The sequence below is a fragment of the Burkholderia sp. SCN-KJ genome, assembly GCF_024656005.1.
In the GTDB taxonomy this organism is placed as follows: Bacteria; Pseudomonadota; Gammaproteobacteria; order Burkholderiales; family Burkholderiaceae; genus Burkholderia.
Genome location: NZ_JANKOG010000008.1, coordinates 220,687 through 238,275 on the forward strand (window position 1 = coordinate 220,687; position 17,589 = coordinate 238,275).

The following is a 17,589-nucleotide window of genomic DNA, read 5'->3' on the forward strand; positions in this document are numbered from 1 at the left end:
TCGTGGCTCGTGCAACAAGGTCAGAAGGCGATGCCGAGCGTCAGGTACGGGCGCACGCTGTGGTTGCGCAGTCCGTACGCGACGTCGACGTTGATCGGGCCGACGGGGCTGCGCCAGCGCGCGCCGACGCCGACGCCCGGGTAGAACACGCGCTCGCCCCACGCATCGGTCGCGGTGCCGATGTCGAAGAAGGTCGCGGCGCCCCAGTCGCGGTTGAACCAGTGCTGGTATTCGGCGGTGCCCGTCATCAGGTACTTGGTCGGCAGCACCGAGCCGGCGACGCTGTTGCCGATGCTCTGGTAACCGTAGCCGCGCACCGAGTTCGAGCCGCCCGCGCGGAACAGCAGCGACGCCGGCACGCCGGTCGAGCTGCCGCTCGTGAATACGCCGCCGAGCTCCGCGCGGAACACGAACAGGTCGCGCTTGCCGACCGGCACGTACTGCTGGCCGCGCGCGTAACCGCGGATGAAAGTCTGGTCGGTCAACACGCCCTTGATCGCGAAGCCGGCCTCCGCGTGGATCAGGTTGCCCGAGCGCGGGAACAGCGGATCGTCGACGTTGCGGCGCGTCCAGGCCCACTGCGGCACCAGCGCGCGGCTCGTGGTCGGGCCGGCGCCGTTCTGGTCGAGCCGGTCCTGGTAGAACATCAGCGAGTACGCGTAGTCGATGAACTGGCCGGTGCGCGTGCGCTGCACGCCGACCCGCGCGCTGTAGATGCGCGTATCCGACACGTTGGTGTTCGTGTACGACGCGAGCACGCTGTTGGTCCACCCTTTCGCGCCGGGCGGCATCGACAGCTGGACCTGGCCGTACTGCTGGATCTGGTCGAGCCGGCCCGACACGGTGAACGGCCACGCGGCGCCGAACGTGTCGAGATACGTGTAGGAGCCCTGCACGTGCGGGCCCGTATCGGTCGCGTAGCCGACGCCGCCGCGAATGTTGTTGTACGGGAACTCGCTGACCTTCACGTGCACGGGCGTGCGCTCGGGCTTCGACGTATCGTCGCCGACGTCGATCGCGACGCTCGCGTAGTACGGCGTGTTCTGCAGTTGCCGCTGCAGCTCGGTGATCCGCTGCACGTCGTAGATCTCGCCTTCCGACAGCGGATTGACGTTCGTGACGATCTTCTCCGGGTAGCGGCGCACGCCATCGACATCGACCTTGCCGATCGTGAATGTCGGGCCGCTGTCGAACGTGACGGCCAGCGTCGCGCGCTGCGTGCGCGGGTCGATGCGCGCCTCCGACGACGCGATCTTCGCGCCCAGGTAGCGGCGTGCCTGCAATTGCCTGAGCGCCGCGCCCTTCGCGACGTCCCAGTCCGATTGCGTGAACGGGTCGCCCGGCTTCAGCGAAAACGCAAAGCGGGTCGCGGCCTCCTGCTTCGGATCCTCGGTGTCGACCGGGCCCTTGAACGTCAGGTCGACCGTCGACACGACGGTCTGCGGCCCCGGGTCGACGGCGACGCGCACGTCACGCTTGCCGTCGCGCGTGCGCACGTCGGTGCGCACGACCGGCGAAAAATAGCCGGCCGTCGCGGTCAGGTCGCGCACCTGCTGCGGTGTCGCGGTCACGAGGAAGTCGAACTGGTCGTCGCTGATGTCGTCGCGCTTCGCGAAGCGCGCGATGTCGAGATGGGCCTTGAGGAGCTTGCGGATCGAGCGCGGCGCGTCGATGTCGACGTCGTACTTCGCGTAGGCCGGCAGGACGACGAACGCGGCGAGACAGCCCGCGAGGGCTGCCCGGGCCGCCGCACCGGCGCCGCGCCGTGCGCGACGACCGGGGTGTCGGGCCGCGCGCGGGCTCGCCTCATGCGTCGTGTGTGCTTGCTGGTTCGCGTGACCCGCCAAATATGACCTCACCCTCGGTTGTCGTGATTCCGTGGAAAACCCTGTATTTGACCACAGGGCGGCGGCCCTGCCCGCGCGGGCCCCGCTTTGACGCTTGCGCGCAACGACGCGCGCACGGGCCCGGCCGGTCGCGCCGCGGGCACCGGCCAGCGGATTCGACGCGCGATTGCCGCCGGCTGTTCCCCGCGATGCGGTAAAATCCCGCCATCGCGAATCCGGCGCATCGTGCGCCGCCCGAAACGGAAAGCCAAGCCATGCCGTACCAGTCCGACGTCACGCAATTCCTGAACCAGCTCAAGCAACAGAAGCCGACGCTCGAAGAAGAGCAGCGCAAGGGCCGCTCCCTGCTGTGGGACAAGCAGCCGATCGACCTCGACGAGCGTGCCGAGCAGCAGGAATCGCGCGTGAAGCAAACGTCCTACGTCTACTACCAGAACTTCTGACGACGTGAGCACCGCCGACGAGGCCAGCGCCGCCCGGCAGGACGACGCGATCGCAGCGCCCGCGGGCGCCGATTCGACGCCCGACACGGTCGACGGTGTCGCGGCGTTCGCACGCCTGTACGGCGAGCCGCTCTTCAAGCTGCCGCAGGACCTCTACATCCCGCCGGATGCGCTCGAGGTGTTCCTCGAGACGTTCGAAGGCCCGCTCGACCTGCTGCTGTACCTGATCCGCAAGCAGAACTTCAACGTGCTCGACATCCCGATGGCGCAGGTCACCGCGCAATATCTGGGTTACGTCGACCAGATCCGCACGTCGAACCTCGAGCTGGCCGCCGAATACCTGCTGATGGCCGCGATGCTGATCGAGATCAAGTCGCGGATGCTGTTGCCGGTCAAGAAGGCCGACACCGGCGAGGAAGCCGAGGATCCGCGCGCGGAACTCGTGCGCCGCCTGCTCGAATACGAGCAGATGAAGCTCGCCGCGCAACGTCTCGACCAGTTGCCGCAACTCGGCCGCGACTTCCTGCGCGCCGAGGTCTACATCGAGCAGAGCATCACGCCGCGCTTTCCCGACGTGAACTCGGACGACCTGCGCGCCGCGTGGGCCGACGTGCTCAAGCGCGCGAAGCTCGTCCAGCACCACAAGATCTCCCGCGAGGAGCTGTCGGTGCGCGAACACATGAGCCTGATCCTGCGCAAGCTGCAGAACGCACGCTTCATGGAGTTCGCCGACCTGTTCGACACGTCGCGCGGCGTGCCGGTCGTGGTCGTGAACTTCATCGCGATGCTCGAACTCGCGCGCGAATCGCTCGTCGAGATCACGCAGCCCGAACCGTTCGCGCCGATCTACGTGCGCCTCGCGTACCTGCCCGCGTAGCGCGCCGCCACGGTGCCGCTGCCGCGGCGCCCTCCGCCTCCTTCCCGCATACATAGCGCAACCCCGCATCCCGGCGCCGGCCCCGCCCGCGCGGGTCGCCCGCAGCGCGCCCGATTAAAAAGTGAACGATCGTTCTTTTATCGATGCGTCCGGCGGCCAAATCCTCTACAATCCGCCGACGCCCGATGCGCCGCCCGCGCGCCGGCGTTCTCCGCTTCGACCCCGACGCCGCTGTTGCGGCGCCAACGCGCGCCTGCGCGAGGAACCCGCTACCCGATCATGAAAGTCATCAGCTCGATCCAGGAACTGCGCGACCAGTTGCGCGGACAGAACCGCACGGCGTTCGTGCCGACGATGGGCAACCTGCACGAAGGTCACCTGTCGCTGATGCGCCTCGCGCGCCAGCACGGCGACCCGGTCGTGGCGAGCATCTTCGTCAACCGGCTGCAGTTCGGCCCGAACGAGGATTTCGACAAATATCCGCGCACGCTGCAGGACGACATCGAGAAGCTGCAGAAGGAAAACGTCTACGTGCTGTTCGCGCCGACCGAGCGCGACATGTATCCGGAGCCGCAGGAGTACCGCGTGCTGCCGCCCGACGACCTCGGCGGGATTCTCGAGGGCGAGTTCCGCCCCGGCTTCTTCGCCGGCGTGTGCACGGTCGTCACCAAGCTGATGTCCTGCGTACAGCCGCGCGTCGCCGTGTTCGGCAAGAAGGATTACCAGCAGCTGATGATCGTGCGCCGCATGTGCCAGCAGCTCGCGCTGCCGGTCGAGATCGTCGCGGCCGAGACCGTGCGCGACGAGGACGGCCTCGCGCTGTCGTCGCGCAACCGCTACCTGACGGCCGACGAGCGCAAGGAAGCGCCCGAGCTCGCGAAGACGCTGCAACGCGTGCGCGACAGCGTGCTCGGCGGCGAGCGCGACCTCGGCACGCTCGAGCAGCACGCGCACACGCACCTGGCCGAGCGCGGCTGGGCGCCCGACTACATCGCGATCCGCCGCCGCGCGAACCTGATCGCGCCGAGCGCCGCCGAACTCGAGGCCGGCGAGCCGCTCGTCGTGCTCGCGGCCGCGAAGCTCGGCGCGACGCGCCTGATCGACAACCTGGAAATCTGACGGGCCGCCCGCCCTCGCCTCACACGCATCACGGAGATACCATGCAGCGCCACATGCTCAAATCGAAGATCCACCGCGCGGCCGTCACGCACTGCGAGCTGCATTACGAAGGCTCGTGCGCGATCGACGAAGACCTGCTCGAAGCGGCGGGCCTGATCGAAAACGAACGGATCGACATCTGGAACATCAACAACGGCGAGCGCTTCTCGACCTACGCGATCAAGGGCGAGCGCGGCAGCGGGATGATTTCGCTGAACGGCTCGGCCGCGCGCCGCGCGCAACTCGGCGACCTCGTGATCATCGCGGCGTTCGCGATGGTCGACGAAGCCGAGCTGCAGGCCGGCTGGAAGCCGAAGCTCGTGTTCATCGACGAAGGCAACAAGATCAAGGGCCACCGCGACCACGTGCCGACGCAGAACTGGACCTGATTCACGCGGCCGCCGGCGTGTCGCGATGCGCCGGGCGCCGGGGCGGCCGAAGCCGCGCAGCCGCATACGTACGAAGGGCCTGATCCGGCACGCTGCCGCATCAGGCCCTTCTTCATTGGAGCGGGAACCGACCGAATTCGACCGGCTGCGCCGCGCGGGTTCGCCTCGCGCATCCGCCTCGCGCGCTCAGGACGCCTTCGCGACCTTCTCCGCTTTCGGTGCACGGCGCTCGGCCCATTCGACGATCGGCCGCCACTGCTCGAGGTCCTTCTCGACGCGGCTCTTCGCGACGTCCCACAGCGTCAGGCCGTGCGCGGCGATCTGCACGTAGTTCTGCGTGTCGCGCACGTAGCCGAGCACCGGCAGCCCGAGCCCTTCGACGAAACGGTGCAGCTGGTCGGACGAGCGCGTGCGCGCGTCGACCCGCATCCCGACGATCCCGACCTCGACGCTGCCCTTGCGCACGGCCTTCTCGCCGGCGAGGCGCTCCAGAAACTGCTGGGTCGCGAGAATATCGAACATCGACGGCTGCAGCGGCACGATCACCTTGTCGGCGAGCTGCAGCGCGACGTTGAGCCGGTTGCCGTGCAGCCCGGCCGGCGTGTCGATCACCGCATATTCGAGGCCGCGCGGCGGCTTCGACGGCGCATCCGGGTCGAGCTCCCACGCCTCGATCGGCGGCAGGCCGGCCGGCCGCAGGTCGAGCCACGCATGCGCGGACTGCTGCCGGTCCAGATCGGCGAGCGCGACCCATGCGCCCTGCGCCGCGAAATAGCCGGCAAGATTGGTGGACAGCGTGCTCTTCCCCACGCCGCCCTTCGGATTCGCCACCACGATGACCGTCATGAATTCCCCCGAAAAAGCCGTGCGGCGCCTGCCGCCCTGGCAGGCGCCGCTCGATTGCGGATACAGGGAGCGATGATATCGGCAAACGGGGTGTCACCGGAACGGGTTGCGCCGAAGCCCGCCCCGTTTATGCGGTCCGCGTCGCGGCGCGCGATGCGCCGAGCGCGAACGCACCGCCGCCCAGCAACGCCTGCACGGCCAGCGTGACGGCCCAGAACGCCGGGTATTCCCAGCCGCCGTTCGGCGACGCGAAGCTCCAGCCGTTCGGCAGATGCGCGGACACCGCGCCGAGCATGAACGGCAGCAGCACGAGCGCGGCGATCCGCACGCGGAAGCCCGCGAGCAGCGCGAGGCCGCCGGCCAGTTCGACGACGGTGGTGACATACGCGAGCCAGCCCGGCAGGCCGATCGACGCGAAGAACTGCGCGGCGCCGGGCAGCGTGAAGACGAACACCTTCTGCGCGACGTGCGCGAGGTACAGCACGCCGAGTGCGACACGCAGCAGCGTCGCGCCGAGATCGTTCAGGCGATTGGGGTTCATGGCGAATTCCTTCGTGAGTGGATGAGAATGGATCGCACTCTATTCGAATCGATTCGGCCAATAAACATGCATTCCGGCTTTAACTGATTCCTGAATGGAACGAATCGGATCATGAAAAAGGGCATGACCGATCATGCCCCGATGCCAGCACCCCGCCGCGAACCTCAGCCGCCGCTCTTGCCCTGGGCGGCGTCGCCCGAGCCGGCCGGCCCGCCGCCCGGTGCGTACGAATCGCACGCGTGCGCAAGCGCCGACGCGCCCAGCAGCACCGCGAGCAGCACACTCAACCACCATCGAGCCTTCATCGTCGCGCTCCTTCGGGCGGACCTCCGCCCATCTGAGTTGTACGCGATCCGCCGCAAAATGCCAGGCCGGCACGCCGTGCGTCAGCGGAACTCGGCGTACAGCGCGCGCAGGTCGAGATGCTCGGCGAACGAATCGGCCAGCCGCTCCAGCGACGCCTCGCGCAGCGCCGGATAGTCGATGCGTTCCGCGCCGTCGAGCCCCGCCCATGCGAGCAGAGCCGCGCACGCGTCGGGCGCGTCGAACAAACCGTGCACGTAGGTCGCGAGGATCTGCCCGTCGGCCGAGCGTGCGCCGTCCGGGCGCACGCCGCCCGGTGCGTCGCCCGCCGCCAGTTCCAGCGCGGGCGCCGCGAGCGCGGGCCCGCGCGTGTCGCCCATGTGGATCTCGTAGCCGTGCACCGAGGCCGCGCCCGGCAGCGCGAGATGCCCGGTCACGTTCTTCAGCGTCTTGTCCGGCTGCAGCGTCGTGTCGAAATCGAGCAACCCGAGCCCCGCCACGCTGCCGGGCGCGCCTTCGAGGCCGAGCGGATCGTCCAGCGTGCGGCCGAGCATCTGCATCCCGCCGCAGATGCCGATCACCTTGCCGCCATAGCGCAGGTGCCGGCGGATCACCGCGTCCCAGCCCGCGTCGCGCAGCCACGCGAGATCGCGCTGCACGCTCTTCGAGCCGGGCAGGATCAGCAGGTCGGCGTCCGGCACCGGGCCGCTCTTCCAGTACGTGAACTCGACCTGCGGATGCGCACGCAGCGGATCGAAATCGGTATGGTTGCTGATCCGCGGCAAGGCGGGCACCACCACGCGCAGCACGCCGGCATCGCCGCGCGCGGCGGCGCTGCGCGCCTGCGACGGCAGCATGTCCTCGGCATCGAGCATCAGCCCGTGCAGGTACGGCAGCACGCCGAATACCGGCTTGCCCGTCTGCGCGCGCAGCCAGTCGAGGCCCGGTTCGAGCAGCCTGATGTCGCCGCGAAAGCGGTTGATGACGAAGCCGCGCACGCGCGCGCGCTCGCTGTCCGACAGGCACGCGAGCGTGCCGACCAGGTGCGCGAACACGCCGCCGCGGTCGATGTCGGCCACCAGCACGACCGGGCAGTCCACGCGCTCGGCGAAGCCCATGTTCGCGATGTCGCCTTCGCGCAGGTTGATTTCGGCCGGGCTGCCCGCGCCTTCGACGAGCACCGTGTCGTAGCCGGCGCGCAGCCGCGCGTAGGACTCGAGCACCGCGTCGAACGCGACCGGCTTGTAGTCGTGGTAAGCACGCGCATCGAGGTTCATGCGCGCCTTGCCGTGAATGATCACCTGCGCGCCGCGGTCGCTCGTCGGCTTCAGCAGCACCGGATTGAAATCGGTATGCGGCGCGACGCCGGCGGCCAGCGCCTGCAGCGCCTGCGCGCGGCCGATCTCGCCGCCGTCGGCCGTCACCGCGCTGTTCAGTGCCATGTTCTGCGGCTTGAACGGCGCGACGCGCGCGCCCGCGCGGCGCGCGAGGCGGCACAGGCCCGCGACGAGCGTGCTCTTGCCCGCGTCGGACGTCGTGCCCTGGATCATCAACGTGCCGTGCGGCTGCGGTTCGGGTGCGTTCATCGTGTGCAAAGTCGTGGCGAAGCAAACGCGCATTATCGCCCGCGTGCGGTCGCCCGCGCCGTTACAATCACGCGATGATTCCGCACGACCTCACCTTCGTCCTCGGCGGCGCGCGCTCGGGCAAGAGCGCGCACGCCGAGCGGCTCGCCGCCGACAGCGGCCGCCCCGTCACCTACATCGCGACCGCGGCCGCGACGGCCGCCGACGCCGAATTCGAACGGCGCATCGCGCATCACCGCGCGCGCCGGCCGGCCGACTGGGGTTTCGCCGACGCGCCCGTCGACCTCGCCGGCACGCTCGCGCGGCTCGACGATCCGCACGCGTGCCTGCTCGTCGACTGCCTGACGCTATGGCTCACGAACCTGCTGTGCCCGCTCGACGGCGAACCGCTCGACGATGCGCAGTACGCGGCGCAGGTCGAGCGGCTCGAGCACGCATTGCGCGGCGCGCGTGCGAAGGTGATCGTCGTCAGCAACGAAATCGGGCTCGGCGTCGTGCCGCTCGGGTCGGTCACGCGCCGCTACGTCGACGAACTCGGGCGCCTGAACCAGCGCGTCGCCGCGCTCGCGACGCGCGTGACGCTGCTGGTCGCCGGGCTGCCGCTCGAACTCAAGGCCGGAGCGTCGTCATGCTGATGCTGTCGCTGCCGCTCGTCGCGATGCTCGCGGTCGCGGCCGCGATCGTCGATCGTGTGATCGGCGAACCGACCGGCTGGCATCCGCTCGTCGCGTTCGGCCGGCTTGCCGCGCGCATCGAAGGCGCGCTGAACACGGGCCGGCGCGGCCGCGCGGTCGGCGTCGCCGCATGGGTCGCGGCCGTCGTGCCGCCGGTGGCCGTCGCCGCGTGGCTCGCGGCCGTGCTGCCCTGGCCGCTCGCGGCCGCGCTGCACGTCGCACTGCTGTGGTTCGCGCTCGGCGCGAAGAGCCTCGCCGACCATGTCGCGCCGATCGCGGCCGCGCTGCTGCGGCACGACCTCGACGCCGCGCGCGCGCTGACCGCGCGGATCGTGTCGCGCGACACGAGCGCAGCCGACGAAGGCGCGCTGTCGCGCGCGGCCGTCGAATCGGCCCTCGAGAACGGCAACGACGCGATCTTCGGCGCGCTTTTCTGGTTCGTCGTCGCGGGCGGCCCCGGCGCGCTGCTGTTCCGGCTCGCGAACACGCTCGACGCGATGTGGGGCTATCGCACGCCGCGTTTCCTGACCTTCGGCTGGGCCGCCGCGCGCCTCGACGACGCGCTCAACTGGATTCCCGCACGCCTCACCGCCGCGAGCTACGCGCTGCTCGGCGACACGGCCGCCGCGTGGCGCTGCTGGCGCACGCAGGCGCGCCACTGGGACAGCCCGAACGCGGGCCCCGTGATGGCCGCGGGCGCCGGCAGCCTGAACGTGCAGCTCGGCGGCCCGGCCGTCTATCACGGCGAAATCGAAGACCGCCCCGCGCTCGGCACCGGCGCACCGGCGACGGCCGCGCACGTCGTCGCCGCGCTGTCGCTCGTCACGCGCACGCTCGCGCTGTGGCTCGCGCTGCTCGTCGCGAGCGGCGCACTCATCCTCGCTACCCATCATGTCTGACGCACGCATCCCGCACGGCGGCAACCTGCACGAAGCCGCGCGCCGCCACGGCATTCCGTACGACGCCTGGCTCGACCTGTCGACCGGCATCAATCCGGTCGGCTATCCGGTGCCGCCCGTCCCGGCCGACGCATGGCGCCGGCTCCCCGACGACGGCGACACGCTCGCCGCATGCGCGGCCCGCTACTACGGCGCACCCGATGCCGCGCACGTGCTGCCGGTCGCCGGCAGCCAGGCCGCGATCCGCGCGTTGCCCGCGCTGCTGCCGGCCGGCGACGCCGGCGTCGCGCCGCTCGCGTACGGCGAATACGCGCCCGCCTTCGCGCGTCACGGCCATCGTATCGTCCCGCTCGACATCGCCTCGGACGCGTTGCCTGCGACGCTGCGTCACGTCATCGTCGGGAATCCGAACAATCCGACTGCCGAGTTCGTTCCGACCGAACGGCTGCTCGGCTGGCATGCGCAACTGTCGGCACGCGGCGGCACGCTAATCGTCGACGAGGCCTTCGCGGATACGGGCACCACGCCATCGCTCCCGCAGTGCACCGATCGTCCGGGCCTCGTCGTGCTGCGCTCGGTCGGCAAGTTCTTCGGGCTCGCCGGCATTCGCGCGGGCTTCGTGCTCGCGCGTCCCGAGCTGATCGCCGCGCTGCGCGACATGCTCGGCGCGTGGACCGTCAGCGGCCCCGCGCGTCACGCGGTCGCCGCCGCGTTCGCCGACCGCGCATGGCAGGCCGCCGCGCGCGAGCGGCTCGCGGCCGACGGCGCACGCCTCGCCGCGCTGCTGCGCGCATACGGCTTCGCGGTGCGCGCGACGCCGCTGTTCAGCTGGACCGACGACCCGCGCGCCGCCGCGCTGCATACGGCACTCGCCACGCACGGGATCTGGACGCGGCACTTCGCGCAACCGTCGAGCGTGCGCGTCGGCCTGCCGGGCAGCGAAGCCGAATGGCGGCGCGTCGCCGACGCGCTCGCGCAGTGCGTTCCGACGCTGCAACGGGCATCCGCATGAACGCTCGCCCGTTGCGCCGGCTGCCGGCGCTCGCGATGCTGGTCGCGCTCGCGCCCTTCGCTCACGCCGACATCACGACCCGCGACGATGCCGGCAATGCCGTCACGCTGCCCGCACCGGCGCAACGCGTGATCAGCCTCGCGCCGCATGCGACCGAACTCGTCTACGCGGCCGGCGGCGGCGCGAAGCTGGTCGGCACGGTCACGTACAGCGACTATCCGGCCGCCGCGCAGGCCGTGCCGCGCGTCGGCGACAACAAGGCGCTCGACCTCGAGCGGATCGCCGAACTGAAGCCCGACCTGATCGTCGTCTGGCGGCACGGCAATGCCGAGCGGCAGACCGACGCGCTGCGCGCGCTGCACATTCCGCTGTACTTCAGCGAGCCGAAGCATCTCGACGACGTCGCGACGTCGCTGCGCCGTCTCGGCACGCTGCTCGGCACGGAACCGGTCGCCGACGCGGCCGCGGCATCGTTTTCGCGCGACATCGCGGCGCTGCACGCGCGTTACGCGGCACGCCCGCCCGTCGCGATGTTCTTCCAGGTATGGGACCGGCCGCTGACGACGCTCAACGGCGCGCATCTGTTCAACGACGTCGTCACGCTGTGCGGCGGCCGTAACGTGTTCGCGGCGCTGAAGCCGCTCGCGCCGACCGTCACCGACGAGGCCGTGCTTGCGGCGAATCCGGAAGCGATCGTGACGACGAGCGCCGGCGCGACACGCTCGGACGCGCCGCTGCCGAGCCTCGCGCGCTGGCGTGCATGGCCCGCGCTGACGGCCGTGGCGCGCAACAACCTGTTCGCGATCGACGGCGATCTGCTGACGCGGCCGTCGCCGCGGATCGCGCGAGGCGCGGCCGCGCTGTGCGAGGATCTCGACGCCGCGCGGGCGCGGCGGCCGGCGCGCTGATTTCGGGCGTCGATGCCCTTGCGCGCGTCAGACGAGCACGCAACTGCCTACGCGTCCCAGTGGACGACTTCCCACGTGCGGGCGGCATCCTCCATGCGCAACCAGACGACGCCGCCCGTCGGCACCGGTCGTGACAGCAGCGTATCGAGCGGCACGCGCAGCGCATGCGACGCGAAGGCGCGAATCACGCCTGCATGCGTGATCGCCCATTGCGGCGCGTCGGCCTGCGCGACCTCGCCGGCCACGCGCGCCACGCGCTCGACGAACCGCGCGACGCTTTCGCCGCCATGCGCGCACGCATGCATCAGGTCGGCCGCCCACGCATCGAGCGCCGCGCGGTCGATGTCGTCCCAGCGCTGCAGCTCCCATGCGCCGAAGTCCATTTCCTGCCAGCCCGCGTCGCGCCGCAGCGGCACGTCGAACGCGTGCGCGAGCCGCTCGGCGACCGACGCGCAACGCGTGAGCGGACTCGTCCAGACCTGCGCGGGCAACGGCGCCCCGAGCGCCGCCAGATGCTCGCGCATGGTCCGCGCCCCCGCCTCGGCCGGTGCGGCGAGCGGCACGTCGCTGCGTCCGTAGCACACGCCCGGCTCGACCGCGACGGCCGGATGGCGAATCAGGACGAGATCCATCCGAGCACCACGAGATAGATCGCCAGCTCGCTCAACTGCTGCGCGAAACCGAGGCAGTCGCCCGTATAACCGCCGATCCGCTTCACGAAATAGCGGGCCGCCCATGCGCGCACGAGCACGAGCGCGACGACGGCCGCGACGCCCGCGCGCCAGTCCGGCCAGAACAGCCACGGCAACCCGAATGCGGCCACGACGCAGGCCGCGCGCGCGCCCATGCGCTGCGCGACCGGTTTCGCCTTGCCTTCCGGCCGGACGTAGTCGAGCGACATCAGCAGGCTCACGGCCCCCGCGCGGCTCGCCGCATGCGCGGCGATCATCGTCCACGCGGCGCGCAGCGGCGGCATGGCCGCGAGCGCCTGCCACTTCAGGCCGAGCGCGATCACGAGCGCGGCCGCGCCGAACGTGCCGATGCGCGAATCGTGCATGATGCGCAGCACGTCGTCGCGCGCGTAGCCGCCGCCGAACGCATCGCAGCTGTCGGCCAGGCCATCCTCGTGGAATGCGCCGGTCGCGAGCAGCGTCGCGGCCATCGACAGCCCGACCGCGATCGACGCCGGCAGCACGCGCAGCGCCGCGAGATAGACGAGCGCGCCCCATGCGCCGACGCACGCGCCGACCAGCGGGAAGTAGCGTGCGGCCTGATCGAGATCGCCGGCCGCGTAGCCGATCGCGCGCGGCACCGGCACGCGCGTGAAATAGCCGAGCGCGACGAAGAAGTAGCGCAGTTCGGCGCGTACGCCCTGCGCGCGTTCAGGCGTCACGATTGTCGACGCCCGCGGATTCGAAGCTGGCCATCTCGGTGAGGAACGCGGCCGCCGCGCGCACCAGCGGCAGCGCGAGCGCGGCGCCCGTGCCTTCGCCGAGCCGCAGGTCGAGCGCGAGCAGCGGCTTCGCGCCGAAATGCTCGAGCATGCGCCGGTGCCCGGCCTCGTGCGACGCATGCGAGAACACGCAGTAGTCGCGCACGCCGGGCGCGATGCGCTCGGCGACGAGCAACGCGGCCGTCGCGATGAAGCCGTCGACAAGGATCGTCATCCGCTCGCTCGCGGCCGCGAGATACGCGCCCGTCATCATCGCGATCTCGAAGCCGCCGAACGTCGCGAGCACGTCGAGCGGCGCGATCGCATGCGAATGCCGGACGAGCGCGCGGCCGAGCACCGCGCGCTTGTGCGCGAGCCCCTGGTCGTCGAGACCCGTGCCGCGCCCGACGCTCGCGTCGATCGGCACGTCGAGCAGACGGCTCATCAGGCACGCGGCCGACGACGTGTTCGCGATCCCCATTTCGCCGAAGCCGATCACATTCGTGCCGAGCGACGCGTGCACGCGCACGCGCGCGGCACCCGCGGCGAGCGCCGTTTTCGCCTCGTCGTGCGTCATCGCGGGTTCGACCGCGAAGTTGCGCGTGCCGCGCGCGACCGGCAGCGACACGAGCCGGTCGGACACCGGCAGCGGCGACGCGACGCCCGCATCGACGATCTCGAGCACGCTCTGCGCGACGCCCGAGAACGCATTGATCGCCGCGCCGCCGGCCAGGAAGTTCGCGACCATCTGCGCGGTGACCGCCTGCGGATACGGGCTCACGCCCTCGGCCGCGATCCCGTGGTCGCCGGCGAACACGATCGTCACGGGACGCTGCACGTGCGGCCGCTCGGTGCGCTGGATCAGGCCGACCTGCAGCGCGATCGCCTCGAGCTGGCCGAGGCTGCCGGGCGGCTTGGTCTTGTGATCGATCACATGCTGCAGACGCTTGCGCAGCGTGTCGTCGAGCGGCGCGATCGCGGGCGGGAAGTCGGTCGGGTTCGTCATCGGAAGGTTGCCTCGTTGGTGCGGCCGATGCCGCGCATCGAAAGAAGGAAGTTCATCGTCGCTCGGGCCACGCGGGCAGCAGCGCATCGCGGCCGTTCTCGCGGATCAGCACGAGCGGATAGCCGAACGCGTCGCTCGCGCGCGCCGGCGTCAGCACGTCGAGCACCGGGCCCGCCCACGCATGGCCGCGGCCGTCGAGCAACAGCGCGTGCGTCGCGAAACGCCGCGCAAGATTCAGGTCGTGACACGAGAACAGCACCGTGCGCGGGCCCGCGTCGAGCCACGCGGCCAACGCGGTCAGGCCGTCGATCTGGTGATGCAGGTCGAGATGGGCGAGCGGTTCGTCGAGCAGCATCAGCGGCGCGTCCTGGCACAGCGTCGCGGCCAGCGCGACACGCTGCCGCTCGCCGCCCGACAGCGACAGCACGTCGCGCGACGCGAGCGCGCTCAGCCCGAACGTCGCGAGCGCGTCGCGCGCGGCCGCGCGGTCTGCCTCGCGCTCCCAGCCCCAGCCGCCGAGATACGGAAAGCGGTTGAGCAGCACCGTGTCGAATACCGTCGCGCTGAAAGCGTCGTGCAGTTGCTGCGGCATCAGCGCGCGGCGCCGCGCGAGCTGTTCGGGCGGCCAGGCGGCGAGCGGCCGGCCGTCGATCTCGACCTGCCCGCCGGCCGGCCGCTGCAGGCCCGCGAGCGTCGCGAGCAGCGTCGTCTTGCCGGCGCCGTTCGGCCCCGCGACGCACCAGATCTCGCCGGGCCGGAACACCTGCGTGAAGCCGTCGAGCAGGGTCCGTGCGCCGGCCCTCAGCGTGAGGTCGACCGCCGCATAGGTCATGTCGCCGGCGGTGTGCGTTGCGGCATGCGTCATCGCATCGGTCTCCTCAACAACATCCACAGGAACACCGGCACACCGATCAACGCGGTCATCACGCCGACCGGCAATTGCGCGGGCGCGATGGCGGTGCGCGCGAGCAGGTCGGCCGCCATCACGCCGCCGCCGCCCGCGAGCATCGCGGCGGGCAGCAGCATGCGCTGGTCGTTGCCGAATGCGAGCCGCAGCGCGTGCGGCACGACGAGGCCGACGAAACCGATCGTACCGGCCGTCGTCACCGCGGCCGCGGCGGCCAGCGACGCGACGAGGTAGATCCGCATGCGCAGCCGCGCGACCGGCACGCCGAGCGCGAGCGCGGTCGCGTCGCCACGCAGCAGCACGTTGAGCTGCGGCGCGGCCGGCAGCGCGACGCAGGCGGCCAGCAGCAGCGCGCCCCATGCGAACCAGGGCGCCGTCACGCCGTTCAGATCGCCCGTCAGCCAGAAGATGATGCCGCGCAGCCGCGCATCGGGCGCGAGCGACAGCAGCAGCGTGACGAGTGCGCCCCACCCGGCCGCGATCACGACCCCCGTGAGCAGCAGCCGCGGCGACGCGTCGCGCGCATCGCCGCGCCACAGTTCGCGGCGCGCAAGCCCGAGCACGAGCGCGACCGACACGAGCGCGCCGGCGAACGCGGCCGCATCGACGAGCCACCACGCGGCGCCCGCGATCATCGCGACGAGCGCGAAGCCGGCCGCGCCGCCCGACACGCCGAGCACGTACGGCTCCGCGAGCGGATTGCGCAACAGCACTTGCAGCAGCGCACCGGCCAGCGCGAGCAGCGCGCCGCACGCGAAGCCCGCGAGCGCACGCGGCAGCCGCAACGTGCGCACGATGTCGGCGAACAGTGCGTCGCCGCCGTGCGGCACGAGCGACGCGAGCGCCTGCCACGGCGACATCGGCACGCTGCCGATCGACAGCGACGCGACGAACAGCAACGCGACCAGGGCCGCGAGCGCGGCCCAGATCGCGGCGGCACGCGCGGCGCTCATGCGCCGCACGGCATCGCGCATGACGCGTGACGCTTTCGCTGACCGTCATGGCCGGCCGGCCGCGGCACCGGCGTCGCGCTCCGGCGTGTCGTAGGCATACGCAAGCTCGTCATCCTCGTCGAACAGGTGGTTGATGCGTGCACGGACGAACCGTGCCCCGGTGATGTCATCGCACGCACGGCCAGGATGCCATGCGCGGCATGACGCATGATTCACGGCCGGCGACGCCCCATACCGCGCGCGACGATCGGCACCCGGATTCCGGATTTCGTCGCCCGGGACCCGCGATGCGGCGGCCGGCCGCGTGCCGGTCGCACCGACGTGAAACGCGCGCGATCCGTCGAGCCGCATCCTGGCGCGGCCCACGTTCTGCGCAATATAGTGGAAGCCGCCGCATCGGGTCGATCGGCATCGCGCTTGCGTCACCGTCAGGCACGCTCGGTGCGGCAACCACGGCGTCCGGCAGCAAGGAGGCAGGATCGCGCCACGCGACCGGGCGCGGTGCCGCGACGACCTGCGTCGTCGCCGATCCGGACGAATCGGCGTGCGCCGCGCTCCGCGCGATGGCGGCAGGCGATATTCCGCGGCGTGCGCCGCACGCCGTGCGGACGATTGGGGTCAGCATCGAAGACAAGTCCCGTGAAGCACTGCGCGCCCCGCTTCCCCGCAGGCCGCGCGTCATGAAGCCGTGCAGGCTCCTCGCCTCGGCCGGTATCCGGGCTGGCGGCGTACCGGCTCGCCTTCCCGCGCGTATCACGCGCAGTGGCCCGCGCCAGCGTGCGACCTGCACGCGAAACGCGCCCGAGCCGGCCTGCGTCATGCGACGCGGCCGCTTACCGTTGCGGGGGCAGCGCAGGTTGGCGAATTCCGGGCGGAGCACGCGCCCTGCTTCCCGTTTAACCGCGCGACGCACGCGCGAGCACCGAGGCGGCGCCAGTTTAGGAGCGGGCCGCGCGAGCGTCAAGGAAGCGTCCGGACGCATGCGGAACACGTGCCGGACCCGTGTATTCGCGGCAAGAAGCGGGGGTGTTACGACTGGAAACGTTACAGATGTCGGAATGCGCGTTATTCCGCGCTAAAATGCTGGGTCTTTAGAGGACGCAGCAAATGCTCAACGAACTCGAAACTTTATCTCAAAATATTGGCCGTCTGATCTCGCTGAACAAGCGCTATCACTCGGAACGGCTCGCGCTCGAGGAGCAGGTCGCGCAATTGCGCGCGGAAGCGGACACGGTCCGCGCGGAACTCGCGCAGCTGCGCGACGAACGCAATGCGCTCGCGGCCGAGCGCGACACGCTGTCGGCAAAGATCGACGACGCCCAGGTCAAACTGAATGCGATTCTCGAAAAGCTGCCGCGCACGAAGAGCGCGGAGCAAACCGACAACCAGCTCGACCTGCTGGATGCGCAGGCGCGCACGGATAGCGACGACGCGGCCAGCCACGGAGAACATGCATGAGCACCAAGCAGATCGAAGTCTCGATTCTCGGTCAGCCCTATCGGCTCGCCTGTTCGGCCGAGACCGAAGCGGCGCTGCTCGAGGCCGTCGCGCGCGTCGACGCCGAAATGTCGAAGATTCGCGCGAACAGCTCGGTGCGCGGCACCGACCGCATCGCGGTCATGGCCGCGCTGTCGCTCGCGTCCGAATTGCTGCGGCTGCAAACGAGCGTGCGTCACGGTGAAGCATTTCCGGCGGAAGAAATCCGTCGTACAATGCACCAGATGAACGAACAGCTCGGCGCGGTGCTCGCACAGCACGAGACGCAGTAACGTTTGATCGATGCGTCGATTCCCCTTGATCTCGGCGAT

Annotated in this window: 20 protein-coding genes and 1 riboswitch; of the genes, 10 read left to right on the forward strand and 10 right to left on the reverse strand. The window is 70.7% G+C overall.

From position 1 onward, the window contains the following. Nucleotides 1–20 precede the first annotated feature (20 nt). Nucleotides 21–1,847 (reverse strand): autotransporter assembly complex family protein, encoded by a 1,827-nt coding sequence (locus tag NQV17_RS15860; RefSeq protein ID WP_257773026.1) that lies wholly within the window; start codon nucleotides 1,845–1,847, stop codon nucleotides 21–23. A gap of 254 nt (nucleotides 1,848–2,101) precedes the next feature. On the opposite strand from NQV17_RS15860, the gene NQV17_RS15865 reads away from it, so the two are divergent. The 4 genes from NQV17_RS15865 to panD all read left to right on the forward strand — a co-directional run bounded on the left by NQV17_RS15865 (nucleotide 2,102) and on the right by panD (nucleotide 4,714). After that, nucleotides 2,102–2,290 carry a DUF3460 family protein gene (locus NQV17_RS15865; protein WP_044849219.1) on the forward strand — a complete coding sequence of 63 codons (189 nt, stop codon included), beginning with the start codon at nucleotides 2,102–2,104 and terminating at the stop codon, nucleotides 2,288–2,290. A gap of 4 nt (nucleotides 2,291–2,294) precedes the next feature. Continuing rightward, entirely contained in the window at nucleotides 2,295–3,167 is an 873-nt protein-coding gene (locus tag NQV17_RS15870) for a ScpA family protein (protein ID WP_257772950.1), read from the forward strand. A gap of 279 nt (nucleotides 3,168–3,446) precedes the next feature. After that, nucleotides 3,447–4,286 (forward strand): pantoate--beta-alanine ligase, encoded by an 840-nt coding sequence (panC, locus tag NQV17_RS15875; RefSeq protein ID WP_257772951.1) that lies wholly within the window; start codon nucleotides 3,447–3,449, stop codon nucleotides 4,284–4,286. Nucleotides 4,287–4,327: 41 nt separating this feature from the next. Next, entirely contained in the window at nucleotides 4,328–4,714 is a 387-nt protein-coding gene (panD, locus tag NQV17_RS15880) for an aspartate 1-decarboxylase (RefSeq protein ID WP_006484038.1), read from the forward strand. A gap of 186 nt (nucleotides 4,715–4,900) precedes the next feature. On the opposite strand, the gene NQV17_RS15885 is transcribed toward panD, so the two are convergent. The 4 genes from NQV17_RS15885 to NQV17_RS15900 form a co-directional block, all read right to left on the reverse strand. After that, nucleotides 4,901–5,560, reverse strand: a complete 660-nt coding sequence (locus tag NQV17_RS15885) for a ParA family protein (RefSeq protein ID WP_044849222.1) — start codon at nucleotides 5,558–5,560, stop codon at nucleotides 4,901–4,903. Between the two features lie 127 nt (nucleotides 5,561–5,687). Further along, nucleotides 5,688–6,101 carry a DoxX family protein gene (locus NQV17_RS15890; protein WP_257772952.1) on the reverse strand — a complete coding sequence of 138 codons (414 nt, stop codon included), beginning with the start codon at nucleotides 6,099–6,101 and terminating at the stop codon, nucleotides 5,688–5,690. A 164-nt stretch (nucleotides 6,102–6,265) separates the two neighbouring features. Beyond that, the gene (locus NQV17_RS15895) at nucleotides 6,266–6,406 is read right to left on the reverse strand and encodes a hypothetical protein (protein ID WP_185640879.1); all 141 of its coding nucleotides are present in this window, start codon (nucleotides 6,404–6,406) and stop codon (nucleotides 6,266–6,268) included. Nucleotides 6,407–6,487: 81 nt separating this feature from the next. Further along, on the reverse strand, nucleotides 6,488–7,990 hold the full coding sequence (locus NQV17_RS15900) for a cobyric acid synthase (RefSeq protein WP_257772953.1): 1,503 nt from the start codon (nucleotides 7,988–7,990) through the stop codon (nucleotides 6,488–6,490). A 74-nt stretch (nucleotides 7,991–8,064) separates the two neighbouring features. Here NQV17_RS15900 and cobU point away from each other — a divergent pair, with 74 nt between their 5' ends. From cobU to NQV17_RS15920, 4 genes are read left to right on the forward strand one after another with little or no spacing between them, the layout of a single operon-like run. Continuing rightward, nucleotides 8,065–8,625, forward strand: coding sequence for a bifunctional adenosylcobinamide kinase/adenosylcobinamide-phosphate guanylyltransferase (cobU, locus tag NQV17_RS15905; RefSeq protein WP_257772954.1), 561 nt, complete (start codon nucleotides 8,065–8,067; stop codon nucleotides 8,623–8,625). After that, nucleotides 8,619–9,563: an adenosylcobinamide-phosphate synthase CbiB gene (gene cbiB / locus NQV17_RS15910; protein ID WP_257772955.1), complete on the forward strand. Its 945-nt coding sequence runs from the start codon at nucleotides 8,619–8,621 to the stop codon at nucleotides 9,561–9,563. Before cobU ends, cbiB begins: the two co-directional genes overlap by 7 nt. Further along, nucleotides 9,556–10,575: a threonine-phosphate decarboxylase CobD gene (cobD, locus tag NQV17_RS15915; RefSeq protein WP_257772956.1), complete on the forward strand. Its 1,020-nt coding sequence runs from the start codon at nucleotides 9,556–9,558 to the stop codon at nucleotides 10,573–10,575. The genes cbiB and cobD overlap by 8 nt, the downstream gene beginning before the upstream one ends. Beyond that, nucleotides 10,572–11,483 carry a cobalamin-binding protein gene (locus NQV17_RS15920; protein ID WP_257772957.1) on the forward strand — a complete coding sequence of 304 codons (912 nt, stop codon included), beginning with the start codon at nucleotides 10,572–10,574 and terminating at the stop codon, nucleotides 11,481–11,483. Before cobD ends, NQV17_RS15920 begins: the two co-directional genes overlap by 4 nt. Nucleotides 11,484–11,530: 47 nt before the next feature. Here NQV17_RS15920 and cobC read toward each other — a convergent pair whose 3' ends face one another. The 5 genes from cobC to NQV17_RS15945 are packed head-to-tail and all read right to left on the reverse strand — an operon-like array spanning nucleotide 11,531 to nucleotide 15,781. Beyond that, a complete protein-coding gene (gene cobC, locus NQV17_RS15925; protein ID WP_257772958.1) occupies nucleotides 11,531–12,115 on the reverse strand; it encodes an alpha-ribazole phosphatase in 585 nt (194 codons plus the stop codon). Further along, on the reverse strand, nucleotides 12,100–12,876 hold the full coding sequence (locus NQV17_RS15930; RefSeq protein WP_257772959.1) for an adenosylcobinamide-GDP ribazoletransferase: 777 nt from the start codon (nucleotides 12,874–12,876) through the stop codon (nucleotides 12,100–12,102). Before NQV17_RS15930 ends, cobC begins: the two co-directional genes overlap by 16 nt. Continuing rightward, a complete protein-coding gene (cobT, locus tag NQV17_RS15935; RefSeq protein ID WP_257772960.1) occupies nucleotides 12,866–13,921 on the reverse strand; it encodes a nicotinate-nucleotide--dimethylbenzimidazole phosphoribosyltransferase in 1,056 nt (351 codons plus the stop codon). The genes NQV17_RS15930 and cobT overlap by 11 nt, the downstream gene beginning before the upstream one ends. Nucleotides 13,922–13,973: 52 nt before the next feature. Then, nucleotides 13,974–14,786: an ABC transporter ATP-binding protein gene (locus NQV17_RS15940; protein WP_257772961.1), complete on the reverse strand. Its 813-nt coding sequence runs from the start codon at nucleotides 14,784–14,786 to the stop codon at nucleotides 13,974–13,976. Further along, complete coding sequence (locus NQV17_RS15945) at nucleotides 14,783–15,781, reverse strand: iron ABC transporter permease (protein WP_257772962.1); 999 nt, start codon at nucleotides 15,779–15,781, stop codon at nucleotides 14,783–14,785. Before NQV17_RS15945 ends, NQV17_RS15940 begins: the two co-directional genes overlap by 4 nt. Nucleotides 15,782–16,469: 688 nt before the next feature. After that, nucleotides 16,470–16,723, reverse strand: a riboswitch (cobalamin riboswitch). 165 nt (nucleotides 16,724–16,888) lie between these two features. Here NQV17_RS15945 and NQV17_RS15950 point away from each other — a divergent pair. Both NQV17_RS15950 and NQV17_RS15955 read left to right on the forward strand, forming a co-directional pair. After that, a complete protein-coding gene (locus tag NQV17_RS15950) occupies nucleotides 16,889–17,239 on the forward strand; it encodes an ATPase (protein ID WP_257772963.1) in 351 nt (116 codons plus the stop codon). Beyond that, on the forward strand, nucleotides 17,236–17,550 hold the full coding sequence (locus NQV17_RS15955; RefSeq protein ID WP_011885730.1) for a cell division protein ZapA: 315 nt from the start codon (nucleotides 17,236–17,238) through the stop codon (nucleotides 17,548–17,550). Before NQV17_RS15950 ends, NQV17_RS15955 begins: the two co-directional genes overlap by 4 nt. Nucleotides 17,551–17,589 lie beyond the last annotated feature (39 nt).

Excerpts from the sequence above, each read along its gene's own strand:
- NQV17_RS15900 (WP_257772953.1), bottom strand. The coding sequence starts at position 7,990 with ATGAACGCACCCGAACCGCAGCCGCACGGCACGTTGATGATCCAGGGC.
- NQV17_RS15890 (WP_257772952.1), bottom strand. The coding sequence starts at position 6,101 with ATGAACCCCAATCGCCTGAACGATCTCGGCGCGACGCTGCTGCGTGTC.
- NQV17_RS15950 (WP_257772963.1), top strand. The coding sequence starts at position 16,889 with ATGCTCAACGAACTCGAAACTTTATCTCAAAATATTGGCCGTCTGATC.
- panD (WP_006484038.1), top strand. The coding sequence starts at position 4,328 with ATGCAGCGCCACATGCTCAAATCGAAGATCCACCGCGCGGCCGTCACG.
- NQV17_RS15945 (WP_257772962.1), bottom strand. The coding sequence starts at position 15,781 with ATGAGCGCCGCGCGTGCCGCCGCGATCTGGGCCGCGCTCGCGGCCCTG.
- NQV17_RS15895 (WP_185640879.1), bottom strand. The coding sequence starts at position 6,406 with ATGAAGGCTCGATGGTGGTTGAGTGTGCTGCTCGCGGTGCTGCTGGGC.
- NQV17_RS15955 (WP_011885730.1), top strand. The coding sequence starts at position 17,236 with ATGAGCACCAAGCAGATCGAAGTCTCGATTCTCGGTCAGCCCTATCGG.
- cobC (WP_257772958.1), bottom strand. The coding sequence starts at position 12,115 with ATGGATCTCGTCCTGATTCGCCATCCGGCCGTCGCGGTCGAGCCGGGC.
- NQV17_RS15920 (WP_257772957.1), top strand. The coding sequence starts at position 10,572 with ATGAACGCTCGCCCGTTGCGCCGGCTGCCGGCGCTCGCGATGCTGGTC.
- cobU (WP_257772954.1), top strand. The coding sequence starts at position 8,065 with ATGATTCCGCACGACCTCACCTTCGTCCTCGGCGGCGCGCGCTCGGGC.
- cbiB (WP_257772955.1), top strand. The coding sequence starts at position 8,619 with ATGCTGATGCTGTCGCTGCCGCTCGTCGCGATGCTCGCGGTCGCGGCC.
- NQV17_RS15865 (WP_044849219.1), top strand. The coding sequence starts at position 2,102 with ATGCCGTACCAGTCCGACGTCACGCAATTCCTGAACCAGCTCAAGCAA.
- NQV17_RS15885 (WP_044849222.1), bottom strand. The coding sequence starts at position 5,560 with ATGACGGTCATCGTGGTGGCGAATCCGAAGGGCGGCGTGGGGAAGAGC.
- cobD (WP_257772956.1), top strand. The coding sequence starts at position 9,556 with ATGTCTGACGCACGCATCCCGCACGGCGGCAACCTGCACGAAGCCGCG.
- NQV17_RS15940 (WP_257772961.1), bottom strand. The coding sequence starts at position 14,786 with ATGACGCATGCCGCAACGCACACCGCCGGCGACATGACCTATGCGGCG.
- panC (WP_257772951.1), top strand. The coding sequence starts at position 3,447 with ATGAAAGTCATCAGCTCGATCCAGGAACTGCGCGACCAGTTGCGCGGA.
- cobT (WP_257772960.1), bottom strand. The coding sequence starts at position 13,921 with ATGACGAACCCGACCGACTTCCCGCCCGCGATCGCGCCGCTCGACGAC.